Annotated in this window: 16 protein-coding genes; 13 read left to right on the top strand and 3 right to left on the bottom strand. The window is 66.9% G+C overall.

Translation table 11 applies throughout. The features are described from left to right. Positions 1-42: 42 nt before the first annotated feature. From C7H85_RS15115 to C7H85_RS15105, 3 genes are read left to right on the top strand one after another with little or no spacing between them, the layout of a single operon-like run. Positions 43-921: a putative selenate ABC transporter substrate-binding protein gene (locus tag C7H85_RS15115; protein ID WP_245879689.1), complete on the top strand. Its 879-nt coding sequence runs from the start codon at positions 43-45 to the stop codon at positions 919-921. Beyond that, a complete protein-coding gene (locus tag C7H85_RS15110; RefSeq protein ID WP_106730530.1) occupies positions 921-1592 on the top strand; it encodes an ATP-binding cassette domain-containing protein in 672 nt (223 codons plus the stop codon). Before C7H85_RS15115 ends, C7H85_RS15110 begins: the two co-directional genes overlap by 1 nt. Continuing rightward, entirely contained in the window at positions 1592-3070 is a 1479-nt protein-coding gene (locus tag C7H85_RS15105) for a PhnE/PtxC family ABC transporter permease (RefSeq protein WP_245879688.1), read from the top strand. Before C7H85_RS15110 ends, C7H85_RS15105 begins: the two co-directional genes overlap by 1 nt. A 3-nt stretch (positions 3071-3073) precedes the next feature. On the opposite strand, the gene fabG is transcribed toward C7H85_RS15105, so the two are convergent. After that, a complete protein-coding gene (gene fabG / locus C7H85_RS15100; RefSeq protein ID WP_106730529.1) occupies positions 3074-3826 on the bottom strand; it encodes a 3-oxoacyl-ACP reductase FabG in 753 nt (250 codons plus the stop codon). 194 nt (positions 3827-4020) lie between these two features. Next, on the bottom strand, positions 4021-4896 hold the full coding sequence (locus C7H85_RS15095; protein WP_106730528.1) for a helix-turn-helix transcriptional regulator: 876 nt from the start codon (positions 4894-4896) through the stop codon (positions 4021-4023). Positions 4897-5075: 179 nt separating this feature from the next. Here C7H85_RS15095 and C7H85_RS15090 point away from each other — a divergent pair, with 179 nt between their 5' ends. Then, positions 5076-6455: an MATE family efflux transporter gene (locus C7H85_RS15090; protein WP_106730527.1), complete on the top strand. Its 1380-nt coding sequence runs from the start codon at positions 5076-5078 to the stop codon at positions 6453-6455. Positions 6456-6516: 61 nt separating this feature from the next. Here the strand turns inward: C7H85_RS15090 and C7H85_RS15085 are convergent, their stop codons facing one another. Continuing rightward, the gene (locus C7H85_RS15085; protein WP_106730526.1) at positions 6517-7764 is read right to left on the bottom strand and encodes a urate hydroxylase PuuD; all 1248 of its coding nucleotides are present in this window, start codon (positions 7762-7764) and stop codon (positions 6517-6519) included. A gap of 613 nt (positions 7765-8377) precedes the next feature. Here C7H85_RS15085 and sorT point away from each other — a divergent pair. The 9 genes from sorT (at position 8378) to C7H85_RS15040 (ending at position 18113) form a co-directional block, all read left to right on the top strand. Beyond that, positions 8378-9604, top strand: a complete 1227-nt coding sequence (gene sorT, locus C7H85_RS15080; protein WP_210433669.1) for a SorT family sulfite dehydrogenase catalytic subunit — start codon at positions 8378-8380, stop codon at positions 9602-9604. Between the two features lie 44 nt (positions 9605-9648). Next, positions 9649-9960 carry a SorU family sulfite dehydrogenase c-type cytochrome subunit gene (gene sorU / locus C7H85_RS15075; RefSeq protein WP_106730524.1) on the top strand — a complete coding sequence of 104 codons (312 nt, stop codon included), beginning with the start codon at positions 9649-9651 and terminating at the stop codon, positions 9958-9960. Positions 9961-10180: 220 nt separating this feature from the next. Then, on the top strand, positions 10181-11140 hold the full coding sequence (locus C7H85_RS15070) for an ABC transporter substrate-binding protein (protein WP_106730523.1): 960 nt from the start codon (positions 10181-10183) through the stop codon (positions 11138-11140). 5 nt (positions 11141-11145) lie between these two features. After that, positions 11146-12153 carry a FecCD family ABC transporter permease gene (locus C7H85_RS15065; RefSeq protein ID WP_106730522.1) on the top strand — a complete coding sequence of 336 codons (1008 nt, stop codon included), beginning with the start codon at positions 11146-11148 and terminating at the stop codon, positions 12151-12153. A 12-nt stretch (positions 12154-12165) separates the two neighbouring features. Beyond that, a complete protein-coding gene (locus C7H85_RS15060) occupies positions 12166-13254 on the top strand; it encodes a FecCD family ABC transporter permease (protein WP_106730521.1) in 1089 nt (362 codons plus the stop codon). Further along, a complete protein-coding gene (locus C7H85_RS15055) occupies positions 13251-14081 on the top strand; it encodes an ABC transporter ATP-binding protein (RefSeq protein WP_106730520.1) in 831 nt (276 codons plus the stop codon). Before C7H85_RS15060 ends, C7H85_RS15055 begins: the two co-directional genes overlap by 4 nt. Positions 14082-14222: 141 nt before the next feature. Next, positions 14223-15809, top strand: a complete 1587-nt coding sequence (gene prfC / locus C7H85_RS15050) for a peptide chain release factor 3 (RefSeq protein WP_106730519.1) — start codon at positions 14223-14225, stop codon at positions 15807-15809. 87 nt (positions 15810-15896) lie between these two features. Beyond that, a complete protein-coding gene (locus C7H85_RS15045) occupies positions 15897-16664 on the top strand; it encodes a TatD family hydrolase (protein WP_106730518.1) in 768 nt (255 codons plus the stop codon). Between the two features lie 168 nt (positions 16665-16832). Beyond that, a complete protein-coding gene (locus tag C7H85_RS15040) occupies positions 16833-18113 on the top strand; it encodes a NupC/NupG family nucleoside CNT transporter (protein WP_106730517.1) in 1281 nt (426 codons plus the stop codon). Positions 18114-18326: the final 213 nt, after the last annotated feature.

Raw genomic sequence — 18326 nt, 5'->3', positions numbered from 1 at the left:
CGGCTATAATCCGGCTCCCGCCTTTTTCCGGATGAGTCGACCATGAAGATGACCCCTGTTTTGCGTGCCCGCCTGTTGGGCCTGATGACTCTGTGCCTGGGCTCTCTGGCCCAGGCCGCGCCTTTCGTGTTTACCGCCATCCCCGATCAGGATGAACGCCACCTGACCGAGCGCTTCGGCAAGATTGCCGACTACCTGTCTGAAAAGCTGGAGGTGGAGGTGCAGTACATTCCGGTGAAGAGCTACCCGGCGGCGGTGAGCGCCTTTCGCAACGATCAGGTGCAGCTGGCCTGGTTCGGCGGCCTGACCGGGGTGCAGGCCCGCGAGCTGGTGCCGGGCAGCGAGGCCATCGCCCAGGGGGTGGAAGACACCGAGTTCGTCAGCTACATCATCGCCCACGCCAGTACCGGTCTGGGCGAGAGTGAGCAATTACCCGCCGGGCTGGCCGGCAAGCGCTTCACCTTCGGCGACAAGGGCTCCACCTCCGGCCGGCTGATGCCCGAGTTCTACCTGCGCCAGCACTTCGGCCAGGCGCCGGAGCAGCTGTTCTCCCGGGTCGGCTTTTCCGGCGACCACAACCGCACCATCAGCCTGGTGCAGTCCGGCGCCTTCGAGCTGGGCGCGGTGAACTACGCGGTGTGGGAGGCGGAAAAGGCCAAGGGCAATATCGACGAGAGCAAGGTCGGGGTGATCTGGGCCACGCCGACCTATCCCGACTACCAGTGGAGCATCCGCGGCGACGTGGACGCGCGCTTCGGCGCCGGCTTCAAGCAGAAGGTGCAGCAGGCGCTGCTGGAGATGAAAGATCCCGAGCTGCTGGCGGCCTTCCCCCGCTCTGGCTTTATCGCGGCGGGCAACGATGACTACGCCCCCATCCGCGATACCGCCGTGGCCATCGGCATCATGGATCCCGAGCCGTAATGGACAAGGGCGCCAGCCTGTTCCGCTTCCACCAGGACACCCTGGGCTACGCGGGCACCCCCGTGCTGCGCGAGCTGTCGCTGGAGGTGAGGGAAGGGGACAAGATCGCCCTGCTGGGCGAGTCGGGCACCGGCAAGAGCACCCTGCTGCGCCGGCTGCGCGAGCTGCGCCCCCATGAAGTGGCCTGGTGCCCGCAGCAGCCGGGGCTGGTGCCCATGCTGTCGGCCTTCCACAACATCTACATGGGGCGGCTCGAGCGCCATCCCTGCTGGTACAACCTGGCCAACCTGGTGCGGCCCCTGGCCCGGCCCCGGGCCGAGATCACCGAGCTGGCCAGCCAGCTGGGGCTGGCCGGCCAGCTGTGGACCGCCGCCGAGCGGCTCTCCGGCGGCCAGCAGGGGCGGGTCGGCCTGGGCCGGGCCCTGTACCAGCAAAAGCCCATCTTTATCGGCGACGAGCCGGTGTCGGCGCTGGACGAGCGCCAGGCCGACGAGCTGCTGCGGCTGGTCTGTGCCCGCCACCGCACCGTGGTGCTGGCGCTGCACAACGTGGAGCAGGCGCTCACTCACTGCACCCGCGTCGTCGGCCTGCGCCAGGGGCGGGTGGTGCTGGACGCGGCCAGCCAGGCGCTGACCCCGGACCAGCTGCGCGCCCTGTACCGGAGCCGCTGATGGCCCAGCCGCAGCCGGCCCGGGCCATGGTGCACAGCAGCCTGCTGTTCCTGCTGCTGGCGCTGTTGTGCCTGCCCTGGGCCGATTTGTCCGTTACCGTCCTGGACCCCTGGCACGAGCTTTCCCGCCTCGGCGCCGGCCTGTTGCTGCCGGCCCCGCCCGAGGCGGGGACCCTGCTTGCCGCCCTCGCCAACACCCTGGCCTTCGCCCTGCAGGGGGTGGCCCTGGGGGCGGTGCTGGGGCTGGGACTGGCGGCGGGCTACCGTCTGGCCTGGGTGCGCCGGCTGGCGGCGGCCTTGCGGGCGGTGCACGAGCTGTTCTGGGCGCTGCTGTTTATCCAGTTGCTGGGGCTCACGGCGCCGGCCGGGGTACTGGCCATCGCGCTACCCTACGCCGGCACCTTCGCCAAGATCTACGGCGAGCTGTTCGAAGAGGCGGATCCGGCGCCGGAGCAGGCGCTCCCCCCGGGTGTCGGCGGCCTGTCCCGGCTGCTGTTCATCCAGTTGCCCCTGTGTGGGCGGCAGATGGCCACCTACACCGGCTACCGGCTGGAGTGCGGCATCCGCAGCTCGGCGGTGCTGGGCTTTATCGGCCTGCCGACCCTGGGCTATCACCTGGAGTCCCTGCTGCGCCAGGGCTACTACGACGAGGCAGCGAGCTTCTTCTACGCCCTGGTGCTGATCATCGCCACCATCAAGTGGTGGCTCCGGCCCCGGCTGGTGCCGCTCTGCCTGCTGGCGGCGCTGCTCTGGCTGCCGCCCCTGGCCAGCCTGGACTGGGCGCTGATGGCGCGCTTTTTCACTCAGGACATAGTGCCTGCCCCGCTGCGGGTCGGCGACTGGGCCGGGCTCTGGCCCTGGTTGGGGGCGCTGTGGCGGGGGCAGATGGCGCCCGGGCTGTTCAACACCCTGGTGCTGGCCCTGCTGGCGCTGGTGGTTACCGCCCTGTTGGCGCTGGCCTGGTTTCCGGCCATCTCCCGCCGCTTCGGCAACCCGGCCAGCCGCACCCTCAGCCACGGGTGGCTGGTGCTGATGCGCTCCCTGCCCGAATACCTGTTGGCCTTTATCGGCATGCTGCTGCTCGGCCCGGGCATGCTGCCGGCCATGCTGGCGCTCGGCCTGCACAACGGCGCCATCATCGCCCACCTGCTGGGGCATCATCTCAATGGCCTGGCGCTGCGGGAGGACGCTCCCCGCGGAGTGAATCTTTACCTGTTCGAGGTGCTGCCCCGGCTGTACCGGGCCTTTATGGCCTACAGCCTGTACCGGTTCGAGAACCTGATCCGGGAAACGGCGATACTGGGCATGCTGGGCATTCCCACCCTGGGCTTTTTTATCGATTCGGCGTTCAGCGAGTTCCGCTTCGATCGGGCCATGGCGTTGCTGCTGGTGTGCGCCGGGCTCAATATCCTGGTGGACGCCCTGGCCCGGCGATTGCGCCGCCGGCTGCACCTGAGCAGCCGGGCGGAGGTGTTGTGAGGATTAGAGCACCAGACCGCCGTCGATTTTCAGCACCTGGCCGGTGATGTAGCGTGAGCGCTCGCTGGCCAGGAACAGCACGCCCTCGGCGATGTCCCGGGGTTCGCCCAGCTCGCCCAGAGGGATGCGGGCGCGCATCTTGTCCAGCACCTTCTCCGGCACCGCCTGGGTCATCTCGGTATTGATAAAGCCGGGGGCGATGCAGTTGGCGCGGATCCGGGCGCCGCCGCGGGCGAATTCCTTGGCCCAGCCCCGGGTCATGGAGATGATGCCGCCCTTGCTGGCCGCATAGTTGCTCTGGCCGATGTTGCCGTCGGTGCCGACGATGGAAGAGATGCTGACGATGCTGCCCTTGTTGTGCAGCTTCATCAGCGGCAGCATGGCCTGGGTCATCATGAACACCCCCTTGAGGTTCACGTTCATCACCAGATCCCAGTCCGACTCGGTCATCTTGTCGAGCAGGGCATCGCGGGTGATGCCGGCATTGTTCACCACCACGTCCACCCGGCCGTGCTCGGCCAGGATGCGGCCGCTGAGCTCGCTCAGGGCCTGCGGATCGCACACGTCCAGGGTGGCGGCGGTCACATTGGGGTAATCCCCGATCCAGCTCTGGGCCGGCGCCATATTGATGTCGCAGGCATAGACCCGGGTGGCGCCGGCCCGGGCCAGGGCTTCGCTGATGGCCCGGCCCAGGCCCCGGGCGGCGCCGGTCACCACGCAGATCTTGTCGTTCATGTCTTCGTTAGGCTGGTTCATGGTCGTTTTCCTTTATCGTGGGTTGATGGCCCGCCCCGGTGGTTGGACCATAGGGCCTATCTTAGCCTAATTTTTGCGCCGCATTGTGACGGATGTCTTATTTAATCTCTATTTAACGGTAACTTATACAGAATTAACATAACAGTTCAGATTTTTATTTTGCTATGCAATGTGGTCGACCAAGGCGGGTATGGCTAGCGCTTGGCGGGCGCATGGGCACGGGACTGCTCCCGGAAGCGGGACGGCGACAGCCCGGTGTGATGGCGGAACCAGTGGCTGAAGTTGAAGGCGTCCGGGTAGCCGACCCGCTGGGCTATCTGGCTGACCTGCCAGTTGCTGTGGGCCAGCAGCTCCCGGGCCCGCTGCAGGCGCAGCCGGGCCAGCCGGTGCATGGGGCTCTGGCCGTAGAGCTTGCGGCAGACCCGGTTGAGATGGGGCACCGAGCAGTGCACTTCTTCCGCCAGGGAGGCCTGGCTCCATTTCTGGTGCAACTGGGCCTCGAGCCGGGCGAACAGCTGCTTGACCGCCATTTCCAGCCGGCTGAGGCCGCTCTGCCGCAGCAGGATTTCGGTGAGCAGTTCGTTGACCAGGGCCAGCAGCTGGCGCCGGCGCGGGGTGCGGGTCTGGTGGTAGAGGGTGTCCATCAGCGGCGCCAGGGCCCAGACCTGCTCGTGCTGGAACACGTCGCTGTCGTGCTCGCGCAGCGGGGCCCAGGTGCCGCTGTCGCGCAGCAGCAGCCAGGCCATGTGCCAGTCGTCGCCGTCCAGCTCGAACAGGAAGGGCCGGTTCACCGGCAGCAGGGTGACGCTGCCGGGCTGGATCGCCAGCTGTTTGCCCGGCAGCGACAGCCGGCCCCGGCCGGCGGTGGTGAACAGCAGGGTGTGCAGATCCGGCGCCTTCTGGCCGACCTGGTACTGCCCCTTCAGCACGCTGACTCCACCCAGGTGCAGATCGTACTCCTGCATTTCCGGCACCTCCTCGGTGATCAGGAAGCGCTCCCGGCATTCCGGCCCCAGCACCAGCAGGTCCTGGAACTCATCATGATTCAAATTCACAGGTTGTTGATTCATATGCACATAGCCTGATTTTCATCCGGTCATTAGAATATCCCCATCATAACTACTTCTCCAGCCTGCCCTGCCAGCCGTTTCGGTACTGGCGGTGGGGCTTCTGTGTCACTGTTAATCCTTTTTCACATTACCTTAATATTCCGGGACAGCCTGCGCGGGCGCCCCGGGCGGGAGTCATTATGGGGTATCGACAATTCTGGCGGCAGGTGATGAACCTGGCGCTGCCGGTGGCGGTGCAGTCGGCGCTGGTGGCGGCGCTGGGCATGGCCGACGTGCTGATGGTCAGCCACCTGGGCAACGAGGCGGTGGCGGCGGTGGGGCTGTCGGCCAAGCTCAACTTCGTGCTGATCCTGGTGATGGCGGCCATCGGCACCGGCTGCTCCATCATGGTGGCCCAGTATTTCGGCGCCGGCCGGCGCGACAAGGTGCGCCAGACCCTGGCCTGCGCGCTGCTGCTGGGCACCCTGGTGATGCTGCCCTTTACCCTCTGGCTGCTGGGCTGGTCCGCGCCGCTGATCCGCCTGGGCAGCAGCGACCCCAACGTGGTCGAGCTGGGTACCCTGTATCTCACCCTGATCGGCCTGACCCTGTTCACCACCCAGGGCATCATCGTTTACGAATCGGCCATGCGTTCCATCGGTCGCGCCGACTGGCCGCTCAAGTACGCGGCGGTGGCCATACTGCTCAACATCGCCCTCAACTACTGGCTGATCAACGGCGGCCTGGGGCTGCCGGCCCTGGGGGTGACCGGGGCGGCCATCGCCACCGTGCTGGCCCGGCTGTTCCAGTTCGGCTGGATCCTCTGGGAGCAGCAACAGCGGCCGGAGCTGCGGCTGGAAGGCGCCACCTGGCGCGCGCTGCGCGGCACCCGGCTGCCGGGGAATTTCATTGCCCTGACCTGGCCGCTGGTGGCCAACTTTACCCTGTGGTCGGCCGGCTCGCTCGGCTATCACCTGATCGCCGGCCGCCTGGGCACGGTGCCGCTGGCGGTGATGAGCCTGCTGGCGCCGATAGAAGGCATGTACCACGCCTTCTTTTTCGGCCTGGTCAGCGCCTGCGGCATCATGATCGGTCAGCGGTTGGGGCGGGATCAGTTTGCCGAGGCCCGCTGGCTGGCCCACCGTTTCCTGTGGATAGCGCCGCTGGGCTCCTTGCTGCTGGGGCTCATGCTGCTGGCGGTCTCGCCGCCGCTGCTGGGCTGGATGAACATGCCGGACGCCGACACCGCCTACCAGACCCAACTGGCGATGGTGGTGATGTGCCTGGGGTTCTGGGTCAAGGTATTCAACATGACCGCCATCCAGGGCATTCTGCGCTCCGGCGGTGACAGCCGCTTCTGCCTGGGGATGGACATGGTGGCCATGTGGATCATCGGCCTGCCGCTGACCTGGCTGGCGGCCTTTTTCTGGGAACTGCCCTTCGTCTGGGTATACGCCATGGTGCTGAGCGAGGAAGTGGTGAAGGCGCTGGGGGTGTACTGGCGGATCCGCAAAGGCTACTGGCTGGCGAACCTGACCGAGCCGGAAGAGCCGGTGCCGGGGTGCCCGGCGCTGAAGTAGCGGGGCGAAATGACCAGGGCCCGCCGGATGGTGGGCCCTGGTGTTTTTTAGCGGGGAAGACTCAGTTGCCGTTCCAGGCGGCGATCAGCGCACGCTCTTCATCGGTCATCTGGGTCATGTTGCCCAGCGGCATGTAGCCACTGGCCACCACCTGCTTGATTTGCTGGGCCAGGACCCGGGTCTGCTCTTCCGAGTCCATCATCATGCCTGAGGGGGCGGAGGCGAAACCGGGCTGGCTCGGCTGGGCCGCGTGGCACTGCACGCAACGGGCCTCCATGATGCCCTGCACCTGGGTCAGAGTGACGGCTTCGGCCGGCTCGGCGGCCTGGGCGCCGTTGCTGCCCTGGCTGGCCGGTGTGGTGACCGTTGCCGGGGCCTGGCTGGCCGGGGCACCGATCCACACCACCGCCAGGATCAGCAGCACACCCACCGCCGGATAGGCCGGCTTGTGCTGGCCGGAGTGCATCAGCACGAAGTACTGACGGATCAGCGCGCCGGCAAAGATGAACAGCGTCATGATCACCCAGGCATGGGGGTGGTTGTAGGTGAAGGAGTAGTGGTTGCTCAACATCAGCAGCAGCACCGGCAGGGTGAAGTAGGTGTTGTGCACCGAACGCTGCTTGCCGCGCTTGCCGTCGATCGGGTTCGGGGTTTCACCGGCTTTCAAGGCTTTGACCATGCGGCGCTGGCCGGGGATGATCCAGAAGAACACGTTGGCGGACATGGCGGTGGCCATGACGGCACCGGTGATCAGGAAGGCGGCACGACCGGAGAAGATATGGGCGCTCAGGTAGGCGACTACCACCATCATCACGGCCACGGCGATACTGAGCACGCCGTCGCGTTCCATGTTGGGGCTGATGCGTTTGCACAGCTCGTTGTACAGGATCCAGCCCAGGGCCAGGAACACCAGCGCGACCAGGTTGGCTTGCCAGCCGGTCATGTTGGCGGCCCATTCCCAGGCGCTGTTGGGGTTGACCAGGTAGAAGCTCGGCTTGGTCATGTACAGCAGGGTGAACAGGGCGAAACCCGACAGCCAGGTGGTGTAGGACTTCCAGAACGACCAGTGCAGGTCATCCGGCAGTTTTTCCGGGCTGGTGGCATATTTCTGGTTGTGGTAGAAACCACCGCCGTGCACCGCCCACATTTCGCCGAACACCCCTTTCTTCTTGCACTCTTCCGATTTGGGGGGCTTCAGGCCATTGTCCAGCATCACGAAGTAGATGGATTCACCGATCCAGGCGACGGCGGCAATGACGTGCAGCCATCTCAGCAACAAGTTACCAAATTCCAGCAGATACGCTTCCATGGTATTACCTTCTCTGTTTCATATTTATTACTTGGACCCTAGCGCATCGAAACAGATGCCCTGCCTGCTTGGGGCGGGAGCTGAGACCACATGCGCTGCCTTCTTGGTTTAAACTGTACACATTCTAAATTTTAAAATGTTGACAATTTGTGGTTAGATTTTTTTCAATTCTATGATGTTTGTCAATGTTATTTAACAGGAAATTTCTTGCCAGCGGCGCCAAAGCAACGACGATAACCGAGAGGAATTCTTTAAAATTCATGCTATTCAGCATGTTACAATTTTTGCTTGGAGCGGGAGACGATCGGGCCGATGGCCGGGGCCGCGCCGGCCCCTGGTACTCATGATAGCGGATAACCGGCCCGCGGCGACAGCGGGAAGGCGAAAATGGTGCCAGATGGATGTTGAATCTCTTGTATACACCGGATCCGACGGGGGCGCAATTATGGAGTGCCAGTCCGGCATTGGCGGCGGGGATGAACCCCGTTCCGGTTTAGCGGGTGTTAATAAAACCTTTATCGATTGACACTTTTTTAACCAGCACTTAGACCTTTATAGAGCCGCCCGCTTCGTGTGCCGCTCCATGCCTACCCGCACCAGAAGGAGATTGGTCGTGTCCGCTACAAACAAACCCGTATTCTCGTCCGGCCCCGCTGCGGAGCCGGTCAACCTGGAACGCCGGCAATGGCTGCTGGGCAGCGCCGGCGTGGTGGCCGGCGCCGGGCTGATGGGCTGGTCGCCCCTGGCCCTCGCCCAGGACGGCGCCCTGCCGGATTACGTCGGCTGGAAAGATCCCGAGGCGCTGATCGTGCACAGCGCCAACACCCTGGAAACCAGGAGGGATGCCATCGGCCGCGGTGTGCTCACCCCCAGCGATCAGCTGTTTGTCCGTAACAACCTGCCGGCGCCGGGCAACGACATCGTGGCCGATCCCGACGGCTGGACCCTGGACATCCTGGGGGCCGGCCAGTCGGGCAGCGTTAGCCTGAAACAGCTGAAAACCATGGGGGTGGAAACCGTGGTCAGCGTGCTGCAGTGCTCCGGCAACGGCCGCAAATTCTTCCCCCACGGGGCCAGCGGCACCCAGTGGGAGGTGGGCGCCGCCGGTTGCGTGGCCTGGACCGGGGTGCCGCTGCGCGAGGTGGTACGCGAGCTGGGCGGGGTGATGGAGGGCATGAACTACATCACCGCAACCGGGGGAGAGATCCTCCCCGAGGGCCTGGATCCCAAGTCGGTCATGGTGGAGCGCTCGGTGCCGCTGGCGGCGCTGGAGCAGGCGCTGCTGGCCTGGGAGATGAACGACGACCCCCTGTCGCTGGCCCATGGCGGCCCGCTGCGGCTGGTGGTACCCGGCTATTTCGGGGTCAACAACGTCAAGTACGTCCGGCAGATTGCCTTTACCGCCGAACAGAGCGACGCCAAGATCCAGAGCTCCGGCTACCGGGTGCGGGAAGTGGGGGTGGAAGGGGCGCCGGATCAGCCCTCGATGTGGGAAATGCCGGTGAAATCCTGGATCACCTCGCCGCTGACTACGGCGGCGGCGGGGCGCACCCTGATCTACGGGGTGGCCTTCGGCGGCAACCAGGCCCTGGGCAAGGTCGAGGTCTCGCTCGACGACGGCGGCAGCTGGGCCGAGGCCCGCCTGCTGGGGCCGGATCTGGGCCGCTTTGCCTGGCGGCCCTTCGTGCTGGCCGCCGAGCTGGCGCCGGGCGAATACCGGGTGGTCAGCCGGGCCACCGACGCCCAGGGCCAGGCGCAGCCGCCGGAACGGACCGACAACGAACGGGGCTACGGCCACAACGGCTGGAAGGATCACGGTGTCAGCCTGACCGTGGCGTAAACCGGGCAGGCCCGGGGCCCGCCGTACAGACAGCGAGGAATACCATGCGGCGATGGATGATGCCGGCCCTGCTGCTGGCGCTGGCCCAGCCGGCCGCCGGCGACGAGGGGCTGGCGGCGGGGCGGCTGGTCTTCACCCAGCAGGCCCAGCCCTCCTGCGGGTTGTGCCATACCCTCAACGACGCCGGCAGCACCGGCCAGATAGGCCCCGATCTCGACACGCTCAGGCCCACCGCCGAGCAGGTCCGCCAGGCGGTGAGCGGGGGCGTCGGGGTCATGCCGGCCTTCGGCGACAGCCTGTCGGCGGAGCAGATAGCGGCGGTGGCCCATTACGTGGCTACGGTGGCGGGGCAATAGGCGGCGCTTCGCCTTGCGCCATGCGGCGCGCGACCCGGGCGGCCGTCCCCCGGGTCGCGCGTCCTGTTCCATTATCCGGAACTCAGTGTTCAGCTTTGCCCTCTCCTTGTTACTAACACAAACCATTATCATTACCGCTTTCGTGGGCGCCGCGACCGTTCGCGGCAAGAGGCACCTATCCGGGCGCTATCCGCTCGCCACACATCGTTGGAGAAACACCATGTCAGGAATTTCATTCGGGCCCGCCGCGCGCACCCTCAGGGCGGCGGCGCTGGTGCTGGGCGCGCTGCTGTGGCAACAGCAGGCCCTGGCCGAGGTTCGCACCCTCGACACCAAATACGGCGCCGTCGCCATCGACGGCGAGGTGGAGCGGGTGGTGACCCTGTATGAAGGGGCGCTCGACACCGCCCACGCGGTCGGCCTGGCCCCGCTCGGTGCCATCATCACCCGCGGCGGCGAGGGCGTCGCCAGCTACATGCAGCAGCGGGTCGGCGACATCGCCATCGTCGGCGGCCCCCGTGAAACCAACCTGGAGGCGGTGATCGCGTTGCAGCCGGATCTGATCCTGGCCGCCTCGACCCTGACCGAAGAGCAGTACCGGCTGCTGTCGGCGGTGGCGCCGACCCTGGTGCCGGATGTGGAAATGTACCAGCCAGACAGCTGGAAGCGGGAAGCGCGCTTCTTCGCCCGGGCCCTGAACCGCGAGGCCGAGTTGGAGCAGGTGATCGCGCGGGTCGATGAGCGCGCCACCAGTCTGAAGGCGCGCTTCGATGCGCTGCAGCCGGCCGAGGCGCGCAAGACCTCGCTGGCACGCTGGATGCCCCAGGGCCCGTTGCTGATGTCGCCCGGGCTGTTTTCGGCCAGCCTGCTGCAGGTGGTCGGCTTCGAGGTGCGGGACGCCGGCATCATCAAGCCGGGGCGTCCGCACAGCTCGCCGCTGAGCCAGGAGAACCTGGCGCTGATCGACGGCGACTGGCTGTTTCTGGCCACCCTGAACAGCGACGGCCGCGAAGCCCTGGCGGCCGCCGAGCAGTCCCCGGCATTCTCCCGCCTGCAGGTGGTCCGGCAGCAGCACGTGGTGCCGGTGGACGGCCAGCTCTGGACCAGTGCCAGCGGCCCGCTGGCGGCGGATGCCATCCTCGATGACATCGAGGCGGTACTGGCGAGCCTGGAGCCCTGACGCGGATGGCGGACCTCTCCTCCCGGCGCGGCCTGCCGGCGTTGCTGCTGGCCACGGGAATGCTGCTGCTGGCGGTGTGCCTGGCCAGCCTGCTGTTCGGCGCCGGTGACATCAGCCCGCGGCAGGCGCTGGCGGCGCTGTTCGGAGCCGGTACCGACGAGGCTCGGTTCGTGGTGGCGCAGCTGCGCGCGCCGCGCACCCTGGTCGGGCTGGTGGTCGGGATCGCGCTGGGGGGCGCCGGGGCGCTGATGCAGACCCTGGCGCGCAATCCGTTGGCGGAGCCCGGGCTGCTCGGGGTCAGCGCCGGCAGCGGCTTCGCGGTGACCCTGGCGTTGCTGTTCGGAGCCAGCGCCGCCACGCTGACGGTGCATGTCGCCCAGCTCGGGGCCCTGGCCGGCTGCCTGCTGGTACTGAGCGCGGCCCGGCTGCAGGGGGTCGGCAACGACCCCATCCGCCTGGTGCTGGCCGGGGCGACGTTGAGCAGCCTGCTGCTGGCCCTGACCTCGCTGCTGCTGATGTTCGATCAGCGCAGCGCCGACGAGATCCGCTTCTGGATCACCGGCAGCGTGGCCGGGCGTGATCTGGCGCAACTGGGCCAGATCCTGCCTTCGCTGTTGCTGGCGCTGGTGCTGACGCTGCTGATCGTGCGGCCGCTGGCGGCCCTGGCGCTCGGTGAGCGGGTGGCCCGGGGACTCGGGCACCATCCGGGCCGGATACGGCTGCTGGCGGTGGTGATCGTCGCCCTGCTGGTCGGCTCGGCCACCGCCGTGGCCGGCCCCATCATCTTTGTCGGGCTGGTGGTGCCCTTCGTCGCCCGCGCCCTGGCCGGGCCCGATATCCGCCGCACCCTCTGGCTCTGCCTGCCGCTCGGGCCGATCATGGTGATCGGCGCCGATACCCTGTCGCGGCTGATCGCGGCGCCGGCCGAGCTGCCGCTGGGGGTGCTGACCGCCCTGATCGGCGCCCCGGTATTGCTGCTGATCGTGCGCGGCCGCCGCCTGCCCATGCTGTAACGAGGACGACGAATGAACGCGCACCATCCCAAGGCGCCGGCCGCCGGCCTGCCGATGCCCGCCGGCTACTGGCTGCTGGCCACCCGCTGGGGCGGGCGGGAGCTGAGCCTGCTGCTCCCCCGTCGTGCCCTCACGGTCAACCTGCTGCTGTTGCTGCTGCTGGCGCTGGTCGCCACGGCGGCGCTGGGGCTGGGCAGCGTGCGCCTGGGCCCGGCCGAGGTCTGGCACGCCCTCTGGGGCGAGGGGCCGGCGCTGCACCAGCTGGTGGTGCGGGAGCTGCGGCTGCAGCGGGTGCTGGCCGGCATCGCCACCGGCGCGGCCTTCGCGCTGTCGGGGTGCCTGATGCAGACGCTGGCGCGCAACCGCCTGGCCACCCCGGGCATCATCGGCATCGACAACGCGGCCACCGCCTTCGCGGTGGCCTCGGTGGTGGGCACCGGCATCGCCCTGGCGCCGCCCGCCATGTCGCTGGTCGGCGCCACCACCGCCACCGTGCTGGCCTTCGGCCTGGCCGGGGGCAGCGGCACCCGCGGGTACCGTTTTATCATCGCCGGGCTGGGTATCGGCGCCATCGCCGGCGCCGTTACCCAGCTGATGCTCAGCCGGGTCGCCATCGACCTGGCCAACGCCGCCTTTCCATGGACGGTCGGCAGCCTGAACGGACGCAGCCCCGGGGCGACCCTGTTGCTCGGCGTCGGGCTTGTCGTCGGACTGGCCCTGTCGCTGCGGCTGGCGCGGACCCTGCAGCTGGTGCAGCTGGCGGATCCGGTCAGCATCGGGCTGGGCGTGAGCCTGCGGCGGGTGCGCCGCCAGGGGCTGGCGCTGTCGGTGTTGCTGACCGGGCTGGCGGTGGCGGTGGCGGGACCGGTGGGGCTGGTGGCCCTGCTCGGCCCGGAAATCGCCCGCCTGCTCTGCCGTCACCGGGGCGTGCCGCTGCTGGCCTCGGCCCTGGCCGGCGCCCTGATCATGCTGCTGGCGGATCTGCTTGGCCGGCTGTTGCTGGCGCCGCTGGAGATCCCGGTGGGCATCGTCACCGCCGTGGCCGGCAGTCCCTATCTGCTGTGGATGCTTTTGCACCCTTCCTCCAGGAGTCAGCCATGAATGCTGTTACCTCAACGCTACCGCTTTCCCCGCTCCGGCCGACGGCACCGCTGGAAGCGCGGGAACTGGTGGTGGCCCACGACCGCCAGGTGATCATCGACGGGCTGGATCTGCGGCTCGAGCCCGGCCAGGTCACCGCCATCGTCGGCCCCAACGGCTGCGGCAAGTCGACCCTGCTGAATGCACTGGCGCGGGTGCTGCGCCCCCTGGGCGGCAGCATTCTGCTCGACGGGACCGAGATCCACCGCCAGCCGGCGCGGGAAGTGGCCCGGCGGCTGGCCCTGCTGCCCCAGGACACCTCGGCTCCGGAAGGGATGACGGTGGAGGATCTGGTACGCTTCGGCCGCCAGCCCCACCAGGGCTGGCTGCGCCAGTGGTCGAGCGAGGACAGGGCCGCCGTGGCCCGGGCGCTGGACGCCGCCGATCTGCGGGGGTTGGAGCAGCGGGTGCTGGATCAACTGTCCGGCGGCCAGCGCCAGCGCGCCTGGATCGCGATGGCGATTGCCCAGTCGACGCCGCTGCTGCTGCTCGACGAGCCAACCTCGGCGCTGGACCTCGGCCACCAGATCGAAATCTTCGAGCTGATCCGTACCCTGGCGGCCCGGGGCAAGACGGTGGCGATGGTGGTGCACGATCTGGCCAGCGCCTGCCGTTATGCGGATCAGCTGATCGCGATGCGCGACGGCCGCATCATGGCGCGCGGCGCCCCGGGCGAGATCCTGACCGCCGGGCTGGTCCGCCGGCTCTACGGGGTGGACTGCGACATTATTCCGGATCCGGTCAACGGCAGCCCCATGCTGATCAACGTGCGCCGGGCCCGCGGCTGAGCGAAGGGCGGCGGCATGCGATCTGCCGATTGAGGATCCGGCGCGGATCGGGGACAATAGGCGCCGTTATCTCTGTCGCTCATCGAGCGAAGGGCGCCAGCGCGCTTTTCGCTCCTTCATCAAAGTAGAAGATCGCCGACCATGTCATCACCATTCCAGCAGGAAGTGGCCAAGCGCCGCACTTTCGCCATCATCTCGCACCCGGACGCGGGTAAGACCACCATCACCGAAAAAGTGCTGCTGCACGGGCGCGCCATCCAGACCGCCGGCACCGTCAAGGGCCGGGGCTCCAGCCAGCACGCCAAGTCCGACTGGATGGAGATGGAAAAAGAGCGGGGCATCTCGGTCACCACCTCGGTGATGCAGTTCCCCTACAACGACCGCCTGGTCAACCTGCTCGACACCCCCGGCCACGAAGACTTCTCGGAGGACACCTACCGCACCCTGACCGCGGTGGACTCCTGCCTGATGGTGATCGACGCCGCCAAGGGCGTGGAAGACCGCACCCGCAAGCTGATGGAAGTGACCCGGCTGCGCGACACCCCCATCGTCACCTTCATGAACAAGCTGGACCGGGACATCCGCGATCCCATGGAGCTGCTGGACGAGGTGGAAACCGAGCTCAACATCATGTGCGCCCCGGTCACCTGGCCCATCGGCAGCGGCAAGCTGTTCAAGGGGGTCTACCACCTGCACCGGGACGAGACCATCCTCTACCAGTCCGGCCAGGGCCACACCATCCAGGAGTTGCGCATCGTCAAGGGCCTGGACAACCCGGAGCTGGACCAGGCCATCGGCGACGACTTCGCCGCCCAGCTGCGCGAGGAGCTGGAGCTGGTGATGGGCGCCTCCCACGAGTTCGACCGGGAGCTGTTCCTGTCCGGCGAACTGACCCCGGTGTTCTTCGGCACCGCGCTCGGCAACTTCGGTGTCGACCACATGCTCGACGGCCTCACCGAATGGGCGCCGGCGCCGATGCCGCGGCAGACCCACGAGCGGGCGGTGGAGGCGAGCGAAGAGAAGTTCTCCGGCTTCGTGTTCAAGATCCAGGCCAACATGGATCCCAAGCACCGGGACCGCATCGCCTTCATGCGCATCGTGTCCGGCAAGTACAGCCAGGGCATGAAGATGAAGCACGTGCGCCTGGGCAAGCTGGTCAACATCTCCGACGCCGTCACCTTCATGGCCGGCGACCGGGAGCGAGCGGAGGAAGCCTTCGCCGGCGACATCATCGGCCTGCACAACCACGGCACCATCCAGATCGGCGACACCTTCACCCAGGGCGAGGATCTCAAGTTCTCCGGCATCCCCAACTTCGCCCCCGAGCTGTTCCGCCGCATCCGGCTGCGCGACCCGCTCAAGCAGAAGCAACTGCTCAAGGGCCTGGTGCAGCTCTCCGAGGAAGGCGCGGTGCAGGTGTTCCGCCCGCTCGACAACAACGATCTGATCGTGGGTGCGGTGGGCGTGCTGCAGTTCGACGTGGTGGTGGCCCGGCTCAAGTCCGAATACAACGTGGACGCCCTGTACGAGGCGGTGAACGTGTCCACCGCCCGTTGGGTGTACGGCAAGGATCCCAAGAAGCTGGACGAGTTCCAGCGCAAGATGTCGCTCAACCTGGCGCTCGACGGCGGCGACAACCTGAGCTACATCGCCCCCACCATGGTCAACCTCAACCTGACCCAGGAACGCTACCCGGACATCCAGTTCCGCAAGACCCGGGAACACTAAAGGCGCCTGAAGCCCCGGCCGGCCGCCGGGGCTTTTTTATTTCGGCCCAGCGGTTAAGCTGAAACCTGACCTCCTGGGAGTTGCCCCATGCGCCTGACCGACAGCCACTGCCATTTCGACTTTGCCGCCTTCGACGACGACAGGCCCGGCCACTGGCAACGGGCGCAGGCGCTGGGCGTGCACCGGCTGGTGATCCCCGGGGTGGAAGAGGCCCAGTGGCCGGGGCTGCCGGGGCTCTGCGCGCGGCTGGCGGGCATGCATTACGCCCTGGGGCTGCACCCCTGGTGGCTGGAGCGGGCGTCCGCCGACTGGCAAGGACGGCTGGTACAAGCCCTGGACGAGGCCGATCACCGCTGTGTCGCCCTGGGCGAGATGGGACTGGATGGCACCATCCCGCTGCCCCCGGCCGAGCAGGAAGCCGCCTTGCTGTTCCAGCTGCGGCTGGCCCGGGAACGGGCGCTGCCGGTGATACTGCACAGCCACAAGACCCACGATACCCTGCTCAAATGGCTGCGCCGTTTTCCGCCCGTGGGCGGGGTGGTGCACGGTTTTTCCGGCTCCCTGCAGCAGGCCCGGGCCTTCTGGGCGCTCGGCATTCACCTGGGGGTGGGCGGCACCATCACCTATCCCAGGGCCAGCAAGACCCGCCACACCCTGGCCGCCATGCCGGCGGAGGCGCTGGTGCTGGAAACCGACGCGCCCGACATGCCCCTGTGCGGCTTTCAGGGCCAGCCCAACCATCCCGCCCGGCTGCCGCTGGTGCTGGCCGCGCTCGCCGAGCTGCGCGGCCAGCAACCCGGGCCGCTGGCCGCGCAGCTGGAACGCAATGTCGAACGGCTGTTCGGCTGGTCCTGAGCGCATGCCAAGAAAAACGTTTTCGTTCTAAAAACCATAATTTTATTGGCTTTTTGCTCGATTATTGCCGCTGTTTTCCTATTCTGTTGTCAACGAACTCGTATAATCCCGCCCAGCTGACAATGATTGTCGGGTTTCCCGTTTTAGCTGTTATTGAAGGATAGATATATGACTTTGATCATGAGTCTGGTGGGGATGGCGACGCTGGTCCTTATCGCCATACTGTTCTCGAGCAACCGCGGCGCCATCCGGTTTCGTACCGTGGGCGGCGCCTTCGCCATCCAGGCCGGCCTGGGTGCCTTCGTGCTCTATGTTCCGGTGGGCAAGGACATTCTGCAGTCCATTTCCGCCGGCGTGTCCCAGGTGATTTCCTACGCCAACGACGGCATGGGCTTCCTGTTCGGCGGCCTGGTGGGCGACGCCGCCTTCTCCAGCGGCCTCGGCTTTATCTTCGCCCTGCGGGTGCTGCCGGTGATCATCTTCTTCTCCTCGCTGATCGCCGTGCTCTACTACCTGGGCATCATGCAGTGGATCATCCGCATCCTGGGCGGCGCCCTGCAGAAGGTACTGGGCACCTCGCGCACCGAGTCCATGTCCGCCACCGCCAACATCTTCGTCGGCCAGACCGAAGCCCCGCTGGTGGTGCGTCCCTTTATTTCCAAGATGACCGACTCCGAGCTGTTCGCGGTGATGTGCGGCGGCCTGGCCTCGGTGGCCGGCTCGGTGCTGGCCGGTTACGCCTCCATGGGCGTGCCGATGGAATACCTGATCGCCGCCTCCTTCATGGCGGCCCCCGGCGGCCTGCTGTTCGCCAAGCTGATCATGCCCGAGACCGACACCCCCGAGGTGGACGAGTCCCAGGCCGACGCCGATCTGCCGGACGAAGAAAGGCCCGCCAACATCATCGACGCCGCCGCCTCCGGCGCCACCTCCGGCATGATCCTGGCGATGAACGTGGGCGCCATGCTGCTCGCCTTTATCGGCCTGATCGCGCTGATCAACGGCATGCTGGGCGGCCTCGGCAACTGGTTCGGCATGGACGACCTGAGCCTGGAGCTGCTGCTCGGCTGGCTGTTCTCGCCCCTGGCCTTCCTGCTGGGCGTGCCCTGGGAAGAAGCCACCATCGCCGGCTCCTTCATCGGCCAGAAGCTGGTGGTCAACGAATTCGTGGCCTACATCAACTTCGCCCCCTACCTCAGCAACGAACTGCTGGTGGAAGGCACCGGCCAGGCCATGTCCGACCACACCAAGGCGATCATCTCCTTCGCCCTGTGCGGCTTCGCCAACCTGTCCTCCGTCGCCATCCTGCTCGGCGGCCTGGGCGGCATGGCGCCCAACCGCCGCCACGACATCGCCCGCTTCGGCCTCAAGGCGGTGCTGGCCGGCACCCTGTCCAACCTGATGTCCGCCACCATCGCCGGTTTCTTCCTGGCCTTGGCGGCACTGTAAAGCGATAAGGCGGTCTTATCTCTGGTCTGGTGGCTAACCGGGAGGGATAAGGTGGCCCCTAAGCCAACCGTCGACAGTTGCCGCGATATCGCCGTCGTCGAGCCTACAGGGGGCGAGCTTGCTCGCCGCGACGAGCGATTTCGGCCTGACCGAACATCCAGTGAATGTTCGCAGCAGGCCGAAACAGCGAGTGTCATAATTTTGCGGCGTGTT

This window comes from Zobellella endophytica (assembly GCF_003012775.1).
In the GTDB taxonomy this organism is placed as follows: Bacteria; Pseudomonadota; Gammaproteobacteria; order Enterobacterales; family Aeromonadaceae; genus Oceanimonas; species Oceanimonas endophytica.
The sequence above is the reverse complement of the archived record's forward strand: the minus strand, read 5'-3'. Positions and strand labels throughout refer to the sequence as shown.